We start from the raw sequence: 20084 nt of genomic DNA, 5'->3' as shown, positions 1-20084 counted from the left end.
GTTTGACGATAGGTGATTTGCTATTATCGCCACCCCAAAATGACTTTTGAGCGTGCATTTAACATGATTCAACAATTGCTGGTTACTTTTCCTCCGATGCTATTTGGCGCGCAAGCGCTACTGACTTTACTTCTCATCAAGGGCGATATTTGTCCGGGTCAGAGAGGCCGTCTTCATAAAATGTTGCCAGCAGTGGCGTTATTGTGGCTTGCGGTTGCTTCTCTTCGCATTGAAGCATTTATGATCGTGTTCGCTATTTTCTATTTCTACTCCCAGGTTCAAACCAAGAAAACGCGTGAAAAAGGCCCTCTTTGGGCGATGCATTTAGCGAATGGTTTGGCTTTTGCGTATGTAAGTATTCAAGCATTTGAACAGCCAAGCTGGCCTGCGTCTATTGCGATGGCAATAATGATATTTTTCCTTGGGGCGTCATTTTCTCAATTGCTTCTGACTATCGCTCGTAGCAGATTGCAGGCATTTCACCGCATTTTGCCAGTTACGGGCATTGTGTCTGGAATGCTGCTGGTAATCGCAACTCTATTTGCTTCTTACCAGTTAAATGAAGCGACATTGAGCGCCGCAACACAACCAATTTTGTTGTCTTTAGCCATGCTAATTTCTTCAATCATTGTTTGGTGTTGGCATATCTTCACACATAAAAAACCGGAAAAGGTTCAACTGAGCGTCGCCCTGTTGCTCGCGCTCGCGTCAATGACGAGCCTACAAGGTTTATTCTCTCTGGCGGCTTAATCTCGAGTCGAGAAACAGATCAATACTGCTTGTACTCAAGTCCTTTCTAGGTTGCTTGAGTATAAGGCACTCACGTTTTGGATCGCGCTCACTTTAAATTCACGTGATTACGTCTACGCTTGTTTATATACCTTGTCGAAGAGGAGAGTCGCGATGGATTTAAGCAATGTAGGTAATTTGGATAGCATTATTTTGCTAGGTATCGTCAATGAAAAGCTACGTTTAGAGTGCGACAGTTTTGACGAGTTAGTATCGGTGTATGAAATGGATGTAGAGTCCGTAGTAGGCAAGCTTGATATGCTTGGTTATCAGTACGATCCATTGACCAACCAATTTAAAGCATATCAACGCTAAACCTTCTTAATCCATATCCCTAAGCCATCTTGATTCCGTCAAGGTGGCTTTTACATTGTAGCCTTGCGGTTGCGAAAAAGGCTTGTAAGTAACGTTTATCTTTCTCTGAGTGACGCGTTGCAGCAAATAAGCGACGCCATAAGCCTTGGCCAAAAGGTTTACTGGTAATAAGCCCTTGGCGAGAAAATTCAGAAATCGCCCAATTTGGCAGTGCTGCAACCCCTAATCCTGCGGAGACCATTTGCACTAACATCAGAGTATTGTCGGCTTGCTTCCATTTGGCGGGCTCTACACCCGCTGGCTGCAAGAAGTGTTTTACGACGTCTAGCCTTTGTTTTTGAACCGGATAAGAGAGCATGGTTTGATCTGCGAGATCTTGCGGATCAATAACTTCTTTTTCCGCCAGTGGGTGGTTGGTCGCGGTAATTAAGCGCATTTCAAAGTCGAATAAAGGTTCATAATGCACTTCAGAACGAGGTTGAATATCTGACGTGATAACGAGATCCAACTCGCCAGCTAACAGTGCAGGAAGTGGTTCAAAGCCAAAACCTGATGAAAAATCCAGTGTTACGCTAGGCCAGGCAAGTTGATATTCCCTAAGAGCAGGCATGAGCCATTGGAAACATGAGTGACATTCAATCGCCATATGCAACCGACCATTGACGTCTTCTTTCAAGCTTGCCAAATCATTTTCTGCTCTTGCGAGTTTGGGAAGAATATCTTCTGCAAGACGCAATAGGATTTCTCCCTCTGAAGTGAACTTTACCGGACGAGTTTTTCTAAGGAATAATTGTCCCCCAATCCGTGCCTCTAAATCTTTGATCTGGTGAGACAAGGCCGATTGAGTGAGATGCAACGCGGTCGCGGTCGCGGTTAGAGAGCCGGTGTCTCGAAGCGAAGTGAGTGTCCGCAAATGTTTTAGCTCTATCATGAATTCCTTTCATCCTTTGTTGCTCGCTATGAACAGAATAGCAATCGTATAAATAACTTAACGACAAAAAATGGATATGTAAACGTCTAGACGTCTGTTTGTTGTGTTTATTTGCGAATCATGTCGCCTCATGATGAATTTTTTTAATAAACAAGTTGAATAAATGGACGTTGTTCAAACCGCAGATGAGAGTGATAGTTTAGCCATCCAGACATCTTTCATGACGAAAGATGCTCTGACTTAAACAAATTGAACAAGATTGAAAAAGGAATAGGGACATGGCTACAACAACGCACGTACTAGGTTATCCACGCATCGGTGAAAAACGAGAATTAAAATTCGCTCAGGAAAAATACTGGCGCGGAGAAATTGATCAAGCAGAGCTTAAAAAGGTTGGGGCAGATCTGCGCGCTAAAAACTGGCAAACACAAACAGATGCTGGCTTGAGTTTTACCATCGCTGGCGATTTCGCTTGGTACGATCATGTACTGACGACCACGTTGTTACTGGGTCACGTGCCAAAACGTCACGCAGACGGTTTCCCTGATTTGGATACGCTATTCAAAGTGGGTCGCGGTCAATCTCAAGCGGGTTGCGGCTGTGCGGGCGCTGCAGCATCGGATATGACTAAATGGTTCAACACAAACTACCACTACATCGTACCTGAATTTAGCAAGGACGATACATTTGAAGTGAGCTGGCCTCAACTGTTTGAAGAAGTCAACGAAGCAACCCAAGCTGGGCATAAAGTGAAGCCAGTTTTGCTTGGCCCAGTCAGTTATCTTTACTTAGGTAAAGAGGTAGAAGAAGGGTTCGATCGCCTGACGCTACTGCCACGATTGCTTACGGCTTACCAAGCTATTTTGGCAAAGCTCGCGAGTCAAGGTGTTGAGTGGGTTCAGATTGATGAGCCAATTTTGTCACTAGAGCTTGAAAGTCAGTGGGCTGACGCGTTCAAGCTAGCGTACCAAGTGATTCGAAGCGATGTAAAAGTGCTGCTAACGACGTACTTTGACTCTATAAGCGATACGTTAGACAAAATTGTTGAGCTGCCAGTGGACGGTTTACACGTTGATTTGTCTGCCGCGCCTCAACAGCTTGACGACGTGGTTGCCAAACTACCGGAGGGTTGGGTGCTGTCTGCTGGCGTGGTCAATGGTCGTAACGTGTGGCGCTCGGATTTGAGTGCACAACTTGAACGTCTACAGCCAGTAAAAGAAAAACTGGGCGACAACCTTTGGGTTGCGAGCTCATGCTCTCTGCTACATAGCCCGGTTGATCTGGAACTGGAAACAGAACTGAGTGAAGAAGTGAAAAGCTGGTTTGCGTTCGCAAAACAAAAAGTAACAGAAGTCGCCTTGCTTGGCCGAGCACTCGATGGTGATCAAGATGCGATTCTCGCTTGTGATACCTACAGCCAGCCAATCAAAGCACGTAAAACGGCAACGCATGTGAATAAGCCACAAGTTCAAGCACGTTTAAACAGTATTACTGCGTCACTTGCCGAGCGCAGCGCACCTTACGCGGAGCGTGCTGCGCATCAAGCTGAAGTATTGGGCTTGCCTCTGTTGCCAATCACGACAATCGGTTCTTTCCCTCAAACGGGTGAAATTCGTGTTCAGCGCAGCGCTTATCGCACTGGCCAGTTATCTGAGTCCGACTATATCCAAGCGCTAAAAGGACATATTGCGGATGCCGTAAAACGCCAAGAAGCCCTTGACCTAGATGTGCTTGTTCACGGTGAAGCTGAGCGTAACGACATGGTAGAATACTTCGCGGAGAACTTGGCGGGCTTCCAAACGACGAAATTTGGTTGGGTACAGAGTTATGGCTCTCGCTGTGTGAAACCAGCCATTGTGGTTGCCGACATTGAGCGTGAAAAGCCGATTACGGTGGAATGGTCGACGTACGCACAATCGCTAACCAGCAAGCAGATGAAAGGTATGCTGACGGGCCCGGTAACGATTTTATGTTGGACATTCCCGCGTGAAGACATTACTCGTCAAGAAATCGCCCAGCAACTGGCACTGGCACTGCGTGATGAGGTTTCTGATCTGCAAGATGCAGGCATCAATATCATTCAAATCGATGAGCCTGCGATTCGTGAAGGTCTGCCGTTGAAAAAGCGCGATCACAAAGCGTATTTAGAATGGGCGGTGGATGCATTTAAGATCTCGGCAGCGAGTGCAAAACCAGAGACTCAGATTCACACTCACATGTGTTACAGCGAGTTCAATGAAATCATTGATTCAGTCGCGGCGCTCGATGCAGATGTGATTACCATTGAAACATCACGCTCAAATATGGAACTGCTTAAAGCGTTTGAAGAGTTCAATTACCCGAATGAAATCGGTCCAGGTGTTTATGACATTCACTCACCAAACATTCCGACGGAAGAGTGGATTGAAGGCCTAATAAAGAAAGCGGCAGAAAAGATTCCGGTACAACGTTTGTGGGTGAACCCAGACTGTGGTCTGAAAACACGTAACTGGGCAGAGACAGAAGCGGCATTGGCGAACCTCGTGTCAGCGGCGAAGAAACTTCGTGCTGAGCTGGCGTAAGGCACCTTTTTAGCAAATAAAAACGGAGACCGTTGTCTCCGTTTTTCTATTCTTAGCCGTTCATTTTCGTCGTTATACTATCCCGCAATAGCGGATGAATTGCTCGTATCGAAAACAACGTACTCACTGTGACTATTTCATTTGAGTACAAGTTTGCGCGGAAACCAACTCATCTGCCATCAACTGACCGCGAGAGTTACGCACTTTAATAAGGTACATTAAGCCCATATCAATTTGCTTACGAACTTCCGGGTTATTGCAATAGGTGTAGATACTGGTATTCAGTACTTGATTTAACGGCTTTGCACCGAGTGCGTCATCGTTATAAATCATCATCATTTCAACAACATTTTTATTGGATGAGACACGCATTATCTGCAGTGGACCGTATTCCAAAGGGAGACCTGCGGACAAGACTCCCGCTCGGTTTGATGCCAATAGCTCAAGCTGGCGTTGATTATCATCAGTAGATGAACAGCCCGCTAACGCACCAAATGCCAAGAAAAGACACAGTAATTTTTTCATAAATTAAAACACTTTTTTGAACGGTTTCACGATTACATTATCGTAAACACCAGCCGCTACGTAAGGATCGGCTTCTGCCCACGCTTTAGCGTCTTCTAGAGAGGCGAACTCAGCGATGACAGTCGAGCCCGTAAATCCAGCTTCTCCTGGGTTGTCAGAGTCTATCGCAGGCATAGGGCCAGCAGTAAGAAGGCGACCTTCGTCTTGAAGCTTTTGTAAGCGCTCCAAGTGTTGCGGGCGAACGCTCATGCGTTTTTCCAGCGAGTTCTCGACGTCCTGAGAAAAGATGACATACCACATAGCATAGTTCCTTAATTGGTAGGGTAAAGTGTTAATTTAACGCCTTTTTTGTGTCTCTCACAAGTGAACAACAGAAAATGTGAGATCCTTTCTAACAGTTAGCGCTGTAGGTTGACTAATTCTGAACCGGCCGTGGTTTGCCTTCACTGTCAATGGCTACGTAGTTGAAAGTCGCATCACAAACCATGAAGCGCTCGCCGACACCGTGTGCTTTTACCGGCTTGACCCATACTTCCAGATCGACACTCATTGAGGTGCGACCAATCTTAGTGCATTCGCCATAGCAGCAAACGACATCGCCAACACCTACAGGCTTCTTGAAGGTAATGCTGGACACTGAAACGGTAACAACGCGACCAGAAGAGATCTCTTTGGCCAGAATCGCACCTGCTAGGTCGAGCTGAGACATAATCCAACCACCAAAAATATCGCCATTGGCATTAGTATCGGCAGGCATTGCAAGGGTACGAAGCAGCAGTTGACCTCTCGGAGAGCTAATTTCTTGACTCATAGTGACATCCTAAATCTTAAAGGCGCTCAAACTAAGCGCCAACATAGTAAATACCTAGAACCAAAGGTCCTTAAAAAAACCGCAGATACCGGACCAGAGAAAGTTGGTTTACAGCAGCAAGAATGGTCTGATTCCGGTATGCCGTTTGATCGGTTTAGTGATACATGGAGCAAAACAGCGACCCGAAGGTCGCTGCAAAGTGCGCGGATTATAGCAAAACTGAGCTTTTAATCATCAGTCGACACATCGGATGAGTTATTTTTTTGTTCTTTTGGCATGTGCTTGTAAATGTAGAAGCCAGTCGCAATCATGTAGGCAAATGTCGCAATCAACATTCCGAATACTTTGAAGTTGACCCAAACATCCAGTGGTAGCTCGTAAGCGATATAAATGTTCAGACCAGCAAAGAATGAGAAGAAGCCGACCCAAGCCCAGTTGATCTTCGCCCAAATAGCATCAGGTAGTGAAATTTCTTTGCCCAACATGCCTTTAATGGCCGATTTCCCCATTGCGTGACTCGCTGCTAAACCGATAGCTAGAATCACATAAATGATGGTGACTTTCCATTTTATGAAATTGTCGTCGTGGAAGAAAAGGGTCATGCTGCCGAATATCGTCACGATAACGAACGTAATTAGCTGCATTTTCTCGACTTTTTTATACAGAGCATAGGTGACGACAAGCTGAATTGCCGTTGCAACGATCAGCGCTCCTGTTGCTGCGTAGATGTCGTACATCTTGTACAAAGCGAAGAAGACGATGAGTGGGATAAAATCTAGGATTTGCTTCATGGTGGCAAAATCTACCTAATTAGTGAATTGAAGACAGTCTAACGGAATCTGACAAGATGTGAATACCGTCAAGGTTAGAGGTAAGAGAAGTAATCCCCTGACTGAATGATACAACAAGCAACATTTCGCAAAGATGAAGTAGTAAATCGAAGGCATAAAAATTGCCGCGATAGAGCGGCAATTGAGTTGATAGAATTTAAGATTTAAGCAACACGTTGATATTGAGAAATAAGCGTTTTGACATCTTCTAAATAGCCTTCACGTAACAGGTTATCAACGGTTGCTTCAAGCTCTTCGAGAGACATCGTAAAGCAAGTGGATTTGCCGGTCATTAGGCTCAGATACTGATGGTATTCTTCTTCTGTATAGTGGCCTAAGCGATCGAGTAGTAGTGCTTTGATTCCATGATGAATCAAGCCGTAGTATGTGTGTCGATGAAGTAACATGGCGATCTCCTTATCAAGCTCATCCGCTAACCATTTGCAGCTTGCTTGACCCTCTGGATAATTCGATTTACTTCAGTAATGCACATCTAGTGCCAGTTTTATCTTCGCAAATTAGAAAGTGTTGGAAGTAGCAAAACTCTCATGTTGCAACCAGCGCTTGATGACGGTTTGGAGCGCATTTAATGTGGTTGGCTTTTCAAGTCTGTCATCCATGAGTTTCGCAATGAGCTCCAGCTCTTTGGCTCCAGACTCTCCAGATAGTGCGATGATCGGAACGGAAGACGCAATTTGCTTAATTCGTTGGCTTGCGTCAAATCCATTCATCACTGGCATCTGTACATCCATAAGCACCAAATCAATCTTGTGCGACTGAAATAGCTCCACCGCAGAAGCGCCATTATTTGCTTGTAAGCTGTTGACTCCCAGCCTCTTTAAGTACATTTGAACCAAAGTACGCTGCACCTCTTTGTCATCAACAATGAGCACTGTTGGTGCATCGTTGGTTACTTGTACGTGTTGGGTTGTGCGAGGTTCAGAATGTGGTGCATTTACTTTCCAGCCATTGAAGTCCGGTGCTCTCAACGTCTCTGGCTTGGGGGCGTTTGGAACGACCGGGAAATACAAGTAGAACTCTGTAAATTCGCCCAATTCAGACTGGCACTCAATTCGTCCGCCAAAAGAGCGCATAACGCGTTGACAGTAGCCTAAGCCAAGGCCGCTGCCGCCACTTTTCTGGTACGAGAAAAATTCGTCAAATATCTTGTGTAAAATACTGCTATCAATGCCAGGACCACTATCTCGGAAGATCAGAACGTTTTCATAGGCCCCTGTTTGAGTACGAATCTCAATTTGACTATCGGGATAAGAATCAAAATAGTAGATAGCATTGCGAATTAAATTGAAAATGACAAAGTTAAACAGAGTCTCGTTTAATTTCACGACAAAATCGTGCTCTTGGGGCAGGTTGATTCTTTCGATTATTTGATCGTTTTCAAAGCCATAACGGCTGACCGCTTGATCGACGGCCTTATGTATTGAAGTAATGTCTAAATGCTCATGCTCAGGTGAGCTGTCGCTGACTTCTCGCAAAATGATGTCGATCAATTGGCGACCGCGTTGAATCGCTGCTTCTCCTTTATCAATCTCTCTCTTTAACGTATCAAGTGAAGCGTTTGATTCAATATGCTGTTTTAAGGTTTCAAGTTGTAATTGCACTTGAGCGAGAGGGTTACGCATTTCATGGGCAATTGAATTCGCCAACGCATGACTCTGTCTTATACGCCGATCTGCTTCTATTGAGCTTTGTATACGGGTCAATAAGGTCTGTAGTGCTGAGATTTCTTCATTACAGAACATTTGATTGTTAAGTTTGTGAGGCGAGACTAAAAAGTGGCTAACGGATTTGCAATGACCAAATAATGGCATAACAAGAGCGGTATCATTAGAACTCATTCTATCGTAGAGCACTTTTATAGAGTTTTTGACCGATATTTTGTGTTCTAATTCCTGTGATAGTTCATCCAAAATTAATACTGTTCTGTTCGATGACAGATATCTCTCGTAAAACGCCTCGTTATAGTTACTTGTGACCAAGCGTAATTTGTCATCTGGGATTTGTAGTAGTGTACCAAGGCGACGCATTGCATCGTCGATAGATATTTTAAAATCCTTTTCTAATTCCAATATTTTTTGTACAGGCGTTTTTTTGGTACCATAAATTAAAAGTGCTGTACAATAACCTACTTTTTCATATAAGACTCTCCAAGTCATCCCTATTAAAGCACATATAGGTATTGCAACTAACCACTGTACATTATCAGAGAGTGGAATAAATATTATCCCAAGAGGAATAGTCAGAAGCATACAGGCGAAAAGAGCGCTTAATATCAAATAGGCAAGGTATTTTATACTGTAAAATCGTGATGTTAACAATGCATAGCCAACAAATAACATTTCGCTCACTGATAATGCCGGAGGAAGCCAAGTTAACGAGAAATCCTTTAGGAAGTAAGTAATGCCTATTTGTATGACGACTGTGGATAACATGTACACTAATATCCCAGCGATCATGTAACTTGTTTTTGCTAGAGCTAGACGATTGCTATATTTACGCATGGTAATAAGATTACCTAAACAAAGAATCATCAAACAAAACATAGTGAAAAAAAAGTATGGCGTTTGGTTTCCAAACTCAATTATGAATTGGCTGGTGTTGATTATGCTAATGTTCTCTACGGTTAGTCCAGGCGTTATGTTCACTGATATGGAATAAAAAACAACAATGGTTATGAGCCACCTTTGCCATAGGTATATATTGCTTTTCCTCTGCTCGGCAGACAGTTGGCATGAAAAGTAATAGGCGAAACAGAAGGCTAATGAAGAGGTAATGTTGGCTACTCGTGCCATAACGATACCGAAATCAGCCCCTAGTTTTGGGAGAAAGTTGGTATGAAAATAAGCATTACTGATAATCCACCCAATAATGCAGGCAGAATAAGCAATGTACGAGAAATGGTAGGTGCCTAATATCTTTTCTTCTTTGTTTGTCAACTGGATGCAATAATAAATCAACCAAATAAATACCAGTAAAACTATTAAAAGGAGTGCGGTTGCTTTTGGGTACAATATCAGAATTGTTGGTAATTTGGAAATTTGCATCTCTTTTTATCCTTTTACCTTCTTAACTAATCTAATATAATCAAAAAAAGATATTTTATTAAACTCGTCTTTCAATATGTTTATATTCCATAAACCACGATAAGTTAAAATATGATCATTATTTAAATCACAAAATCCTAAATTGTAGTATCCTTCCTCTTTGATGTTAGAGTAAAAATCGAGGATAAATGGTTGGTCTATAACTGTAAAACTAATTTTATATCCAAGTTCATGCAATAATTGAGTGAGTTTTTTTTGAGTAAGATATATATAATAAAGTTTCTGCCGTGTATTTCCAGTGACTGCTAATCTAAGGATTTCACAAACCTTATGCTTATTTATTAGTGCTGTTTTCACTATGTTGTCAAACTCTTCGATAGACTGAATCTTTGAAGAGCTGGTTGATTCTATAATTCCCAAGCGTTTTAGGTTCGAAAAGGCTGAGTTAGGGAAGCAATAGTTCCACTTTGAATTGCTAAATTGTGGTGTATAGCTTAGCCAAGAGTCCCGAGTCTCCCAATCCTGAATGAGCATCGAAGAAACAAGCACTTTGGTTTTTTCAAAGCCTGATCGTTTGAGTAAAAGAAAGTGTTTTCCAGTTTGCGACATGGATAGGAGAGGTAGCATCTCAAACCATTTATTACCTTTGATAAAAAGTTCAAGGTTAGTTAACGCCACAGCATCGCTGATAGTCATAATGTGCGGATGGTTTGGTGTGCACACCATAAGCTGGGATTCTTCGATCTTATCAATTACCACTCCGTAGTATACTTCGTCTTTGAGCGGAAGTTCTAGTTGGTTTTTTGATTGATCGTTTAACAGAGATTTTTGTTTGATCGCAGCAATCTCACATTCACACCAGAAAACCATCCAATGCGGGTAACAATCTGCGGCAACTTGTTCAAGTAAGAGCGCCTCTTCGGAGAAAGGCGTTGGATACTGCTGTACTAAATCTCGATAATCCATTAATTCAAACAGTACGGACAGACTCTTAGATGCGTATTTAGGAAAGAGGGACTTGAGAAGCTTTATTCTATACAAAGCAACTTGTTGAAAAAGATAAGACCTTTCTTGCGGTGTAAGAGTAAGAAGGACCGTGTCAACCAGCGCCTGTTGTTTTGACTCGATCGGCAAATCTGTACTGGCGAGGGGCTCCAAAGACAGCTTAAGACTCATGATATAACCTAGTTCTGACGTTTTTTATATTTTGTAATGGTTTATATCATTTTGATAAATTTATGCTATTGGTTTCTATTTATATAGTTACGTAATGCAAGAAAAGACAAAAAAACCGCTCATAGTGAGCGGTTTTTAGTTCATTCGAGAAAGGACTAAGCTTCTTGCTTTTTAAGCTCAGCTTCTGCCGCTTCCTCTTCAATTAGCGCATCAACGATAACTGCACATGCTGCATCACCTGTGATGTTTAGTGCTGTACGAATCATATCGAAAATACGGTCAAGAGCGAATAGCAGTGGTAAACCTTCGATTGGAATGCCAGCGGCAAGAAGCACGGCAACCACTAGGAAAGAAGGACCAGGAACACCTGCTTGACCAACCGCACCCAATGTAGACGTTACGATAATTGCAATGTAAGCGCCCATACCTAGATCGATATTGAACAGTTGAGCAAAGAAGATAGCAACCAAGCCATAGTAAATCGCATTACCTGACATGTTGATCGTTGCGCCTAGAGGCAGAACAAATGACGCGGTTGAATTTTTTACGCCCAGTTCTTTTTCACAGGTGTCCATTGTGACAGGCAGTGTTGCCATAGAAGAGGCCGTTGAAAGCGCAACAGCTTGTGGCTTTTTCATTGAAGACAGGAACTTCTTCGCTGATGTCTTGGTGAAAATATGCACCATTGCTGGGTAAACAACGAAACCGAAGATTAGGATTGCGGCAACGTAAACAACGAACAGTTTGAATACCACCATTAGTGCGCCAAAACCGAATGTACCGACTGCTTCTGCCATCAGACCGAACACGCCGATAGGGGCAATGATCATCACTTTGTTGATCATCCAAACCATTGCGTCAACGATGCAGTTAACACCATTAATGATTGGCTCACGACGCTCTTTTGCTTGCTTAGAAATTGCAATACCAAAGAACATACAAAAAACGAGGATCTGTAGGATGTTTGCTTCATTTAGTGATTGGAAAACGTTGGTTGGGATCATGCCAGTGATGGTTGCCCAGAAAGTAGGTAGTTCACCTTTTGAAGCGTATTCTGCTGAGAACATTCCTTCAACGCCAGAGACGTCGATACCCATGCCTGGTTGGAATACTTCACCCATAAATAGTGCAAGCGCAACGGCGAGGGCGGATGTTAAACCAAAATAACCTAGAGTGACGATGCCAACTTTACCTGCTGACTGGCTGTTCCCAAGACCAGCTGCACCAGAAATCAAGGCTACAGCGACCAAAGGAATAACCAACATTTTGATTAAGTTGATAAAGATAGCACCTAAAGGAGCGAACACTGTCGCATCATGACCCATCATGGCACCAACGGCTGTGCCCACGATCATGGCGATTACGACTTGTACGCCAATGTTGTTTAGCAAACTCTTTTCTTTTAACACTTCCATAACCTCTGTGCTAATAAAATGTAAAATCCTAAAATTACCCACTAACCATAAATGGTTTTATGGATAATTATCTCGCCTTGCTTTTTACACTTATCGTTTACAATTGGCAATATGCAGCAAGGTATTATTGATGGATTAATCGATATTTTATTGACGAACGATAAAGTTTTGTTCAATGGCAAACGTTTGCTATTGATTTTTGTTATGCCTATTGGCTGTGTAATTGTTTTTGTTTATCTCTTTTTCTTGTTTATTTTTTGTTAGCTGAGATGGATTTTGTGTTTGCGAGCGTAGTCTGCGTCTTGCGTGACTTGGATTGATATTTATAACAATTAAGTTCTTTCAAGCTCACATTTTTACCAATTAGCTTTGTGAAATGTTAATTGTTTTACATTCTTAGTTTTGATTGCATTGTAAACATAATGTTAATCAGGAATGGGCGAGACAAATATTAAGTACCAACATTTTAGTGTAGGGGAGTGCTCTCTTTGTTAATGCTCCCGAGCCGATAAAACGAAAATCAACAAGTAAGAGGTGAAGCGATTATGATGAATCTTGCTGCTGCATTACAAAGAAATGCTGCGAGTAAACCAGATAAGACGGCGTTGATATGTGGTGATGTCGAGATAACTTATGCGCAGTTTGATGCGATTACCGGAAAGATCGCGGCATCTTTAATCAACAAAGGGGTCGTTCCGGGCGATCGTATTGCGCTCTCATGCCCAAACATTCCTTTTTTCGCGTTTGTTTATTATGCGATACAAAAAGCTGGCGCGGTTGCTGTCCCATTAAATGTGCTTTTGAAAGCGCGAGAAATTAAGTATCACTTAGAAGATTCAAAAGCGAAGTTTTACTTCTGTTTTGAAGGGACAGCAGAACTGCCAATGGCAAAAGAGGGGGTTAAAGCGTTTGAGCAGGCTGATATATGTGAAAATATGGTCGTGATGACTCAATCTCAAAGTGAAAACGAATGGAATGGTGTGCCAACTCTCAATGCGTTTATAGCGGATGCAGAACCATTGTCAGATTATGTACCGCGTAATGCGGATGATACTTGTGTTATTTTGTATACATCAGGGACGACAGGCTTACCAAAAGGAGCTGAACTGACGCAGCAGAACATCATAATGAATGCTCTGGTGGCACAAAACATTATGGGCAGCCAGGCCGATGATATTCACTTAGTAACTTTGCCTTTATTTCATACCTTTGGTCAAACCGTCCACTTAAATGCCAGTGTTTTGGGCGGGGCAACCTTGGTGTTAGTGCCTAGGTTTGAGCCTAAACATGTTCTTGAGCTGATGGAAAAACACAAAGTGACGTTGTTTGCTGGAGTGCCAACGATGTATATCGGCTTGCTTCATGTCCAGCACCAATTTGATACATCCTCACTACGTGTTGCTATCAGCGGTGGAGCCCCGTTGCCAACCGAAATCTTTAGAGCCTTTGAGGAACAATTTAATGTCCCAATTCTTGAAGGATACGGGTTATCAGAAACAAGTCCTATTGCATGTTTTAATCATTTAGATCAGGAACGTATACCAGGATCGGTAGGTCAACCGATTCAAGGCGTTGAAGTAAAAGTTGTCGACATTGAAGGCAATGCGCTACCGATCGGTGAAGAAGGTGAGATTGTTGTGCGGGGGCATAATGTTATGAAGGGATACCTTGACCGCCCGGAAGTCACTGAATCCGCGCTACAAAATGGCTGGTTCCATACTGGTGATGTTGGCCGTTTTGACAGTTCAGGTAATCTATTTATCGTCGATAGAATGAAAGATCTGATCATTCGAGGTGGATTTAACGTTTACCCTAGAGAAATTGAAGAAGTGTTTATGACTCATCCTGCCATCTCAATGGTAGCGGTGATAGGGATTCCAAATGAAGAGTATGGCGAAGAGATAAAGGCTTACGTTGTGCTTAAACCGGGAGAGTACATTGACGCGGAAACAATACAAAAGTGGGGCAAAGAGCAGTTAGCCTCTTTTAAATATCCTCGTTATGTTGAAATTCGTGAGCATCTCCCGATGAGTGCAACAGGAAAGATTTTAAAGCGTGAATTGAAATCTGAATTGAATGTGGCTTAGTCAATTCAATGAACTTCGGGTCACAGCGCCACTTGTCTGGAGCGAGTGGTGTTGTGCACGTTACTCAAGAATAGAAGATGGCAATCTCTCGCTAGCGTGTACACATGAACTATCTGTTTACTCTATTGTTCGAGTTGTTTTATGTGCGCTTCTAAGCGTTTTGGATTGATAATGGTCACTGAACCATATTTCAGTTCTAGCATCCCAATACTCTCTAAGTTTTTTAGTACTTTATGAACACTTTGACGAGTTAGCCCCATCATGTTAGCGATATGCTCTCTAGTCACTCTCACGACACACGGCTGAGTATTGATAGCTTGGTTGTGTTGGTATTCAGCAAGCAACAGCAACCTTCTTGCAATCCGCTCTTCGATTCCTCTAATTGCATCATCTTCGATAACAGAAATGGCAGACCATAAGCGGCGGCTAAGTAAGTCGAGAATCGTAGGGTAACTTTGAGGATATTTGGCGAGTAATTGGCGAAACTTATCACCAGGTAGTTCCAGTAAGGTCACGCCAGAATGCGCGGTTGCGCCAAAAATACGGGGCATGCCGGGAGAAAAAACATTGTCTCCAAACCAGCCTCCTGCCTCGAAAATCATTAATGTGACTTCTTTGCCTTTTGAACTCATCGAATTAATTCGTACGGCACCCTGTGCAATGACCATAAGAGAAGATTGAGGTTCCCCTTTATTGCAAATCAGTGCTTTTTCGTCGAAACAGCGAACCTTAGCTATTTGTGCTGCTTCACTAAGTCCTTTCTCGGGCAGCCCTGATAATACAGGACATTTGGCTAATAATGCTTTGACTTCTTCCATGTGCAACCTTACTGCATCCTGCTCTAGTTATTATTTGTGCTGGTTAAGTGGCAAAGTTTATCACTCTTTGATTGCTCTGCTTTAGATTGGTTTGGAAAGTGCGGGCGTTGAATAAAAAATGATATGGTATAAACGCCATACAAGAAAACGCCCGCTAAACAGAATGTTAAGCGGGCGCTATAGCGTTACATCAAATGGAAGTTATTTCTGAGTGGCAGCTTTCATCGCTGACACAAAATCACCAAGTTTATCGAGCATAATTTGTGGCTGCTCGACATTCGCTTCAATGATTTTCACCACAGCTGAGCCGGAGATGGCCCCTGCTGCGCCAGACTCTATTGCTTGTTTCACCTGTGCTGGTTCAGAAATACCGAAGCCAAGCAGCGCTGGCGGTGCATCGAACTGGTTTAATCTATCTAACATGTGACCAACTGGCATATTTGCTTTTGTCTCTGCGCCTGTCACGCCAGCACGAGAAAGCAAGTAAGTGTAGCCACCACCCAGTTCTGATACTTGCTTCAGTGTTTCGTCACTTGCCGTTGGCGGTGCGATGAAGATTGGGTGAATACCAAACTTCTCTGCTGCTGCAACAAACTCTGCACTTTCATTGGTTGGTACGTCTGCAATCAAAACAGAATCGATGCCTGCTTTTGCACAGCGCTCGTAGAAGTTTTCGACACCGCGTGAGTAAACTAGGTTCGCGTACATCAGAAGGCCAATAGGCAGATCTGGGTATTTAGCACGAATCTTACCAATTTGTTCAAAGCAGATATCTGGTGTAGCGCCTGAATCCAGCGCACGAATGTTAGCGCCTTGGATGGTTGGGCCATCTGCAAGCGGATCTGAAAATGGAATACCAAGTTCAAGGGCGTCTGCGCCAGACTCAACGAGGGTTTCCATGATCTTGTAAGATTGTTCTGCGTCTGGATCGCAAACCGTTACGAACGGTACAAATGCGCCTTGGTTTTTTTCGTTTAGACGCGCAAACATCTTCTCATAACGGCTCATTAAATCACTCCTTTTTCTTCTAGGATGGCGTGTACGGTGAAGATGTCTTTGTCACCACGACCAGATAGGTTTACGACCAATAGTTGTTCTTTCTCAGGATTCTCACGAGCCATGCGCAATGCATGAGCTAGAGCGTGAGAAGACTCTAGAGCTGGGATGATCCCTTCGCTGCGAGCCAGTTCTTGGAATGCCTCGAGCGCTTCGTCGTCAGTTACGTTGTCGTATTCTGCACGGCCAATTGCGTTTAGGTGTGCGTGCTGTGGACCTACTGAAGGGAAATCAAGGCCAGCGGATACCGAGTAAGACTCTTCTACTTGGCCGTTTGGATCTTGCATCAATGGCGCTTTCATACCAAAGAAGATACCCGTTTTACCATGTTTAAGCGGTGCGCCGTGTTGGTCGGTATCGATACCTTTACCTGCTGGCTCAACACCAATTAGGCGAACGCTTTCTTCTTCGATGAAGTCAGCAAACATACCAATCGCGTTTGAACCACCGCCCACACACGCGATAACGGCGTCAGGAAGACGACCTTCACGTGCCAAAATCTGATTCTTCGTTTCTTCACCGATCATTCGTTGGAAATCACGCACGATGGTTGGGAATGGGTGAGGACCTGCCGCTGTACCTAGTAGGTAGTGCGCGTCTTCATAAGTCGCAGACCAGTCGCGCAGCGCTTCGTTACATGCATCTTTAAGTGTCGCTGACCCCGAGTGAACAGGAATGACTTCTGCACCCATTAGCTTCATACGGAATACGTTCGGGCTCTGACGCTCAACGTCTTTTGCTCCCATGTAAACGCGACACTTAAGGCCAAGTAGTGCACACGCTAGTGCGGTTGCAACACCGTGTTGACCTGCGCCAGTTTCAGCGATGATTTCGTTTTTGCCCATGCGTTTCGCAAGTAGCGCTTGACCCAACACTTGGTTAGTCTTGTGGGCACCACCGTGAAGCAGGTCTTCACGTTTTAGGTACAGTTTGGTTTTCGTACCTTTGGTTAGGTTACGAGTTAGAGTTAAAGCCGTTGGGCGGCCCGCATACTCTTGAAGGAGCGTCATGAACTCACTGCGGAATTCTGGATCTTCTTGCGCGTCGATAAACGCTTGCTCTAGTTGCTCCAATGCAGGAACTAGAATTTGCGGAACGTACTGACCGCCGTATTCGCCAAAGTAGGCATTCAGTTTTGCCATCGTTATATTCCTTCTCGTATTTTTCGCTACGAATAGCTTTAAATTTTTTAGCTGATATCCAGCTTTAGTAGTTGCGAATGGCGGTGAATGCCGCAAGCAACTTCTGTGAATCTTTTTTGCCTGGTGCACTTTCTACACCAGAGTTTAAATCTAACCCCAAGCAACCTAGTGTCGCTGCTTGTTGAGCATTTTCTGGCGACAGTCCGCCTGCTAGCATAATTTGACTTGGGTCGCCGATCAGTGACCAGTCGAACACTTGACCGGTTCCGCCAGTTTGAGTGCCAACTTGCGCATCTAGTAGATGGCGGTCAATGTGGTCTGCAAGTAGTTCTGGCTTCGCATCAGTCACGCCATAAGCTTTCCAAATTTCTACCGCTGCTGGTAGTTTGGCTTTGAGTTGGTTTACGTAAGCTTGGTCTTCTTGACCGTGCAGTTGCACCGCTTTTAAACCCAAAGAGGTCACGACAGAAGCAACAAAATCGATATCGTGATTTTGGAACACGCCTACGTAGTTCAATGGGGCACCGCTCATGGTTAAGCGAGCACTTTCAAGGTCAACTGCACGCTTCGACTTCTCGACAAAAATCAGGCCACCAAATACCGCACCAGCTTGATATGCTTTTGCTGCGTCATCTGGATGCGTTAAGCCACACACTTTGTTTTCGCCCAACGTGACTTTGCGTACTGCAAGTTCAAGGTTGTCTTCCGCCATCAGCGAACTACCAATCAAGAAGCCGTCTGCGTATTCCGCTAAATCACGAACTTGTTGATGCGTATAAATGCCAGACTCTGAAATTACCGTCGCGTTTGGTGCCAGTTCGCGAATGGTCGGTGCCAATTCTTTAGTACGATTCAAATCAGTACTTAGGTCGCGCAAGTTACGATTATTGATTCCGATAACACGCGCTCCTAACTTAACCGCACGATGAAGCTCTTCTTCGTTGCTGACTTCGGTCAGGATACCCATGTTCAGGCTGTGTGCTGCTTCTTCTAGGGCTTTGTACTCTTCATCATTGAGGACAGACAGCATTAGCAAGACAGCATCAGCACTGTAATGACGCGCTAGGTAAACTTGGTAGGTATCTACCATGAAGTCTTTGCACAGAACCGGTTGTTTGACTTGACCACGCACTTGAGGAAGAAAGTCAAAGTTACCTTGGAAGTACTTTTCGTCTGTTAGGACTGAAATCGCATCGGCATGGTTGTTGTAAACCGATGCAATGTAATCCAAGTCGAAGTGATCACGAATCAGACCTTTGGAAGGAGATGCCTTCTTACATTCGGTGATGAATGCCGTCTTTTCGCCACCCAGAGCATTGTAGAAGCTGCGGTCCGATGGAAGCAAATCAGACTGAAATGTGCTTAGCGGTTGAGACACCTTACGGTCTGCTACCCACTGATATTTGTCGCGCACAATTTTCGCCAGTACTTCTGCCATTTCTGCTTCTTTCTTAGAAACGTGTTCAGACAGGTTGTCAGCTTGCTGAGTGTTGAAGTCAGTCATCTTCTTCAATTCCTTAAGCGTGTGCGGCAAGTTGTTGTACCAATTGGTACGCCTTGCCTGAATTCATTGCCTCAATCGCTTGTTGCGTGTTGGCTTTTAAATCTTCGTGGCCGAATAGACGCATTAGCAGAGCTACGTTCACTGCCACTGCGCCCAATTGTGCGTCTGTACCTTTACCTGTCAGAATATTGGTAATGATCGCTTTGTTTTCTTCAGGATCGCCACCTTTGATCGCTTCTAGTGGGTGTGCTTCTAGACCGAAGTCTGCAGGCGTTAGTTTGTATTCTGTGATCTTACCGTCTTTGATTTCGGCAACGGTTGTTTCACCGTGAATCGCCACTTCATCCAAGCCACTGCCGTGTACTACAGCGGCGCGCTTCATACCCATTTGTAGCATGGTTTCTGCGATAGGACGAACCAGTTCTTCACTGTAAACGCCCATCAATTCGATATTAGGACGAGCAGGGTTAATCAGTGGGCCAAGAATGTTAAAGATGGTGCGTGTTTTCATGGTTTGACGCACTGGCATCGCATGGCGCACACCACCGTGGTATTGAGGTGCAAATAGGAAAGCAACACCGATGTCGTCTACCGCTTTGCGCGTATCTTCTGCGCTCATAGCTAGGTTGATACCAAATGAATCAAGAAGGTCAGAAGAACCAGACTTGCTTGAAACGCTGCGGTTACCGTGTTTCGCTACTTTTAGCCCACATGCAGCAGCAACAAACGCCGCAGTGGTTGAAATGTTGATGGTGTTGTGACCGTCGCCGCCAGTACCTACGATATCTGCGAAATCGTAATCTGGGCGAGGGAATGGGTTTGCGTTTGCCAGCAGTGCTTTCGCCGCGCCTGCAATTTCATCCGGTGTCTCGCCTTTGATTTTTAGTGCAGTCAGTGCTGACGCCATTAACATTGGGTCTAGTTCACCACGGATGATGATGTCAAACAGCTGTTGGCTCTCTTCCTGAGTAAGCGATTCTTGCTCGTACAGTTTGGTAATAATAGGGTTGATGATTGCTTCCATATTTCCTCTCCTAAATTTCTTATGTGCCAAGTGCT

Annotated in this window: 19 protein-coding genes; 5 read left to right on the top strand and 14 right to left on the bottom strand. The window is 44.1% G+C overall.

What is annotated here, in order from left to right; all coding sequences use genetic code 11:
• Positions 1 to 39: 39 nt before the first annotated feature.
• Together LIX84_RS06215 and LIX84_RS06210 are read left to right on the top strand one after the other, a co-directional pair.
• The gene (locus LIX84_RS06215; protein WP_012841615.1) at positions 40 to 750 is read left to right on the top strand and encodes a hypothetical protein; all 711 of its coding nucleotides are present in this window, start codon (positions 40 to 42) and stop codon (positions 748 to 750) included.
• 153 nt (positions 751 to 903) lie between these two features.
• Entirely contained in the window at positions 904 to 1104 is a 201-nt protein-coding gene (locus tag LIX84_RS06210) for a DUF4250 domain-containing protein (protein WP_005392843.1), read from the top strand.
• Between the two features lie 19 nt (positions 1105 to 1123).
• Here the strand turns inward: LIX84_RS06210 and metR are convergent, their stop codons facing one another.
• The gene (metR, locus tag LIX84_RS06205) at positions 1124 to 2035 is read right to left on the bottom strand and encodes an HTH-type transcriptional regulator MetR (protein WP_005392844.1); all 912 of its coding nucleotides are present in this window, start codon (positions 2033 to 2035) and stop codon (positions 1124 to 1126) included.
• 278 nt (positions 2036 to 2313) lie between these two features.
• On the opposite strand from metR, the gene metE reads away from it, so the two are divergent.
• Positions 2314 to 4596: a 5-methyltetrahydropteroyltriglutamate--homocysteine S-methyltransferase gene (gene metE / locus LIX84_RS06200; RefSeq protein WP_226420915.1), complete on the top strand. Its 2283-nt coding sequence runs from the start codon at positions 2314 to 2316 to the stop codon at positions 4594 to 4596.
• Positions 4597 to 4728: 132 nt separating this feature from the next.
• Here metE and gspS2 read toward each other — a convergent pair whose 3' ends face one another.
• The 3 genes from gspS2 to yciA form a co-directional block, all read right to left on the bottom strand.
• Positions 4729 to 5121, bottom strand: a complete 393-nt coding sequence (gene gspS2 / locus LIX84_RS06195) for a GspS/AspS pilotin family protein (protein ID WP_226420914.1) — start codon at positions 5119 to 5121, stop codon at positions 4729 to 4731.
• Positions 5122 to 5124: 3 nt separating this feature from the next.
• Positions 5125 to 5421, bottom strand: coding sequence for a YciI family protein (locus LIX84_RS06190; protein WP_005392847.1), 297 nt, complete (start codon positions 5419 to 5421; stop codon positions 5125 to 5127).
• 115 nt (positions 5422 to 5536) lie between these two features.
• Positions 5537 to 5932 carry an acyl-CoA thioester hydrolase YciA gene (gene yciA, locus LIX84_RS06185; RefSeq protein ID WP_005392848.1) on the bottom strand — a complete coding sequence of 132 codons (396 nt, stop codon included), beginning with the start codon at positions 5930 to 5932 and terminating at the stop codon, positions 5537 to 5539.
• On the opposite strand from yciA, the gene LIX84_RS06180 reads away from it, so the two are divergent.
• On the top strand, positions 5924 to 6163 hold the full coding sequence (locus LIX84_RS06180; RefSeq protein WP_226420913.1) for a hypothetical protein: 240 nt from the start codon (positions 5924 to 5926) through the stop codon (positions 6161 to 6163). The genes yciA and LIX84_RS06180 overlap by 9 nt on opposite strands.
• Here LIX84_RS06180 and LIX84_RS06175 read toward each other — a convergent pair.
• From LIX84_RS06175 to LIX84_RS06155, 5 genes are all read right to left on the bottom strand, one after another.
• Positions 6160 to 6723 carry a septation protein A gene (locus LIX84_RS06175; RefSeq protein ID WP_005392849.1) on the bottom strand — a complete coding sequence of 188 codons (564 nt, stop codon included), beginning with the start codon at positions 6721 to 6723 and terminating at the stop codon, positions 6160 to 6162. The two genes, LIX84_RS06180 and LIX84_RS06175, sit on opposite strands and share 4 nt — an antisense overlap.
• Positions 6724 to 6926: 203 nt before the next feature.
• Positions 6927 to 7169, bottom strand: a complete 243-nt coding sequence (locus LIX84_RS06170) for a hypothetical protein (RefSeq protein WP_005392851.1) — start codon at positions 7167 to 7169, stop codon at positions 6927 to 6929.
• Between the two features lie 111 nt (positions 7170 to 7280).
• Positions 7281 to 9827, bottom strand: a complete 2547-nt coding sequence (luxN, locus tag LIX84_RS06165) for a quorum-sensing autoinducer 1 sensor kinase/phosphatase LuxN (protein WP_145473747.1) — start codon at positions 9825 to 9827, stop codon at positions 7281 to 7283.
• Between the two features lie 6 nt (positions 9828 to 9833).
• Entirely contained in the window at positions 9834 to 11003 is a 1170-nt protein-coding gene (locus tag LIX84_RS06160; protein ID WP_226420912.1) for an acyl-homoserine-lactone synthase, read from the bottom strand.
• A 155-nt stretch (positions 11004 to 11158) separates the two neighbouring features.
• Positions 11159 to 12418 (bottom strand): dicarboxylate/amino acid:cation symporter, encoded by a 1260-nt coding sequence (locus tag LIX84_RS06155; protein WP_012841620.1) that lies wholly within the window; start codon positions 12416 to 12418, stop codon positions 11159 to 11161.
• Between the two features lie 545 nt (positions 12419 to 12963).
• Here LIX84_RS06155 and LIX84_RS06150 point away from each other — a divergent pair.
• Complete coding sequence (locus LIX84_RS06150) at positions 12964 to 14505, top strand: long-chain-fatty-acid--CoA ligase (protein WP_226420911.1); 1542 nt, start codon at positions 12964 to 12966, stop codon at positions 14503 to 14505.
• 122 nt (positions 14506 to 14627) lie between these two features.
• On the opposite strand, the gene LIX84_RS06145 is transcribed toward LIX84_RS06150, so the two are convergent.
• The 5 genes from LIX84_RS06145 to trpD form a co-directional block, all read right to left on the bottom strand.
• Positions 14628 to 15323 (bottom strand): Crp/Fnr family transcriptional regulator, encoded by a 696-nt coding sequence (locus tag LIX84_RS06145; protein ID WP_226420910.1) that lies wholly within the window; start codon positions 15321 to 15323, stop codon positions 14628 to 14630.
• 201 nt (positions 15324 to 15524) lie between these two features.
• Positions 15525 to 16331, bottom strand: coding sequence for a tryptophan synthase subunit alpha (gene trpA, locus LIX84_RS06140; RefSeq protein WP_109169705.1), 807 nt, complete (start codon positions 16329 to 16331; stop codon positions 15525 to 15527).
• Positions 16331 to 17521 carry a tryptophan synthase subunit beta gene (trpB, locus tag LIX84_RS06135; RefSeq protein ID WP_005394827.1) on the bottom strand — a complete coding sequence of 397 codons (1191 nt, stop codon included), beginning with the start codon at positions 17519 to 17521 and terminating at the stop codon, positions 16331 to 16333. Before trpB ends, trpA begins: the two co-directional genes overlap by 1 nt.
• 64 nt (positions 17522 to 17585) lie before the next feature.
• Positions 17586 to 19025: a bifunctional indole-3-glycerol-phosphate synthase TrpC/phosphoribosylanthranilate isomerase TrpF gene (trpCF, locus tag LIX84_RS06130; protein ID WP_226420909.1), complete on the bottom strand. Its 1440-nt coding sequence runs from the start codon at positions 19023 to 19025 to the stop codon at positions 17586 to 17588.
• A gap of 13 nt (positions 19026 to 19038) precedes the next feature.
• Entirely contained in the window at positions 19039 to 20049 is a 1011-nt protein-coding gene (gene trpD, locus LIX84_RS06125) for an anthranilate phosphoribosyltransferase (RefSeq protein WP_226420908.1), read from the bottom strand.
• Between the last annotated feature and the right edge of the window lie 35 nt (positions 20050 to 20084).

It is taken from the genome of Vibrio sp. E14 (assembly GCF_020515785.1).
In the GTDB taxonomy this organism is placed as follows: domain Bacteria; phylum Pseudomonadota; class Gammaproteobacteria; order Enterobacterales; family Vibrionaceae; genus Vibrio; species Vibrio diabolicus.
Note: the sequence above shows the minus strand (reverse complement) of the source record. Positions and strands in the feature narration are given on the sequence as shown.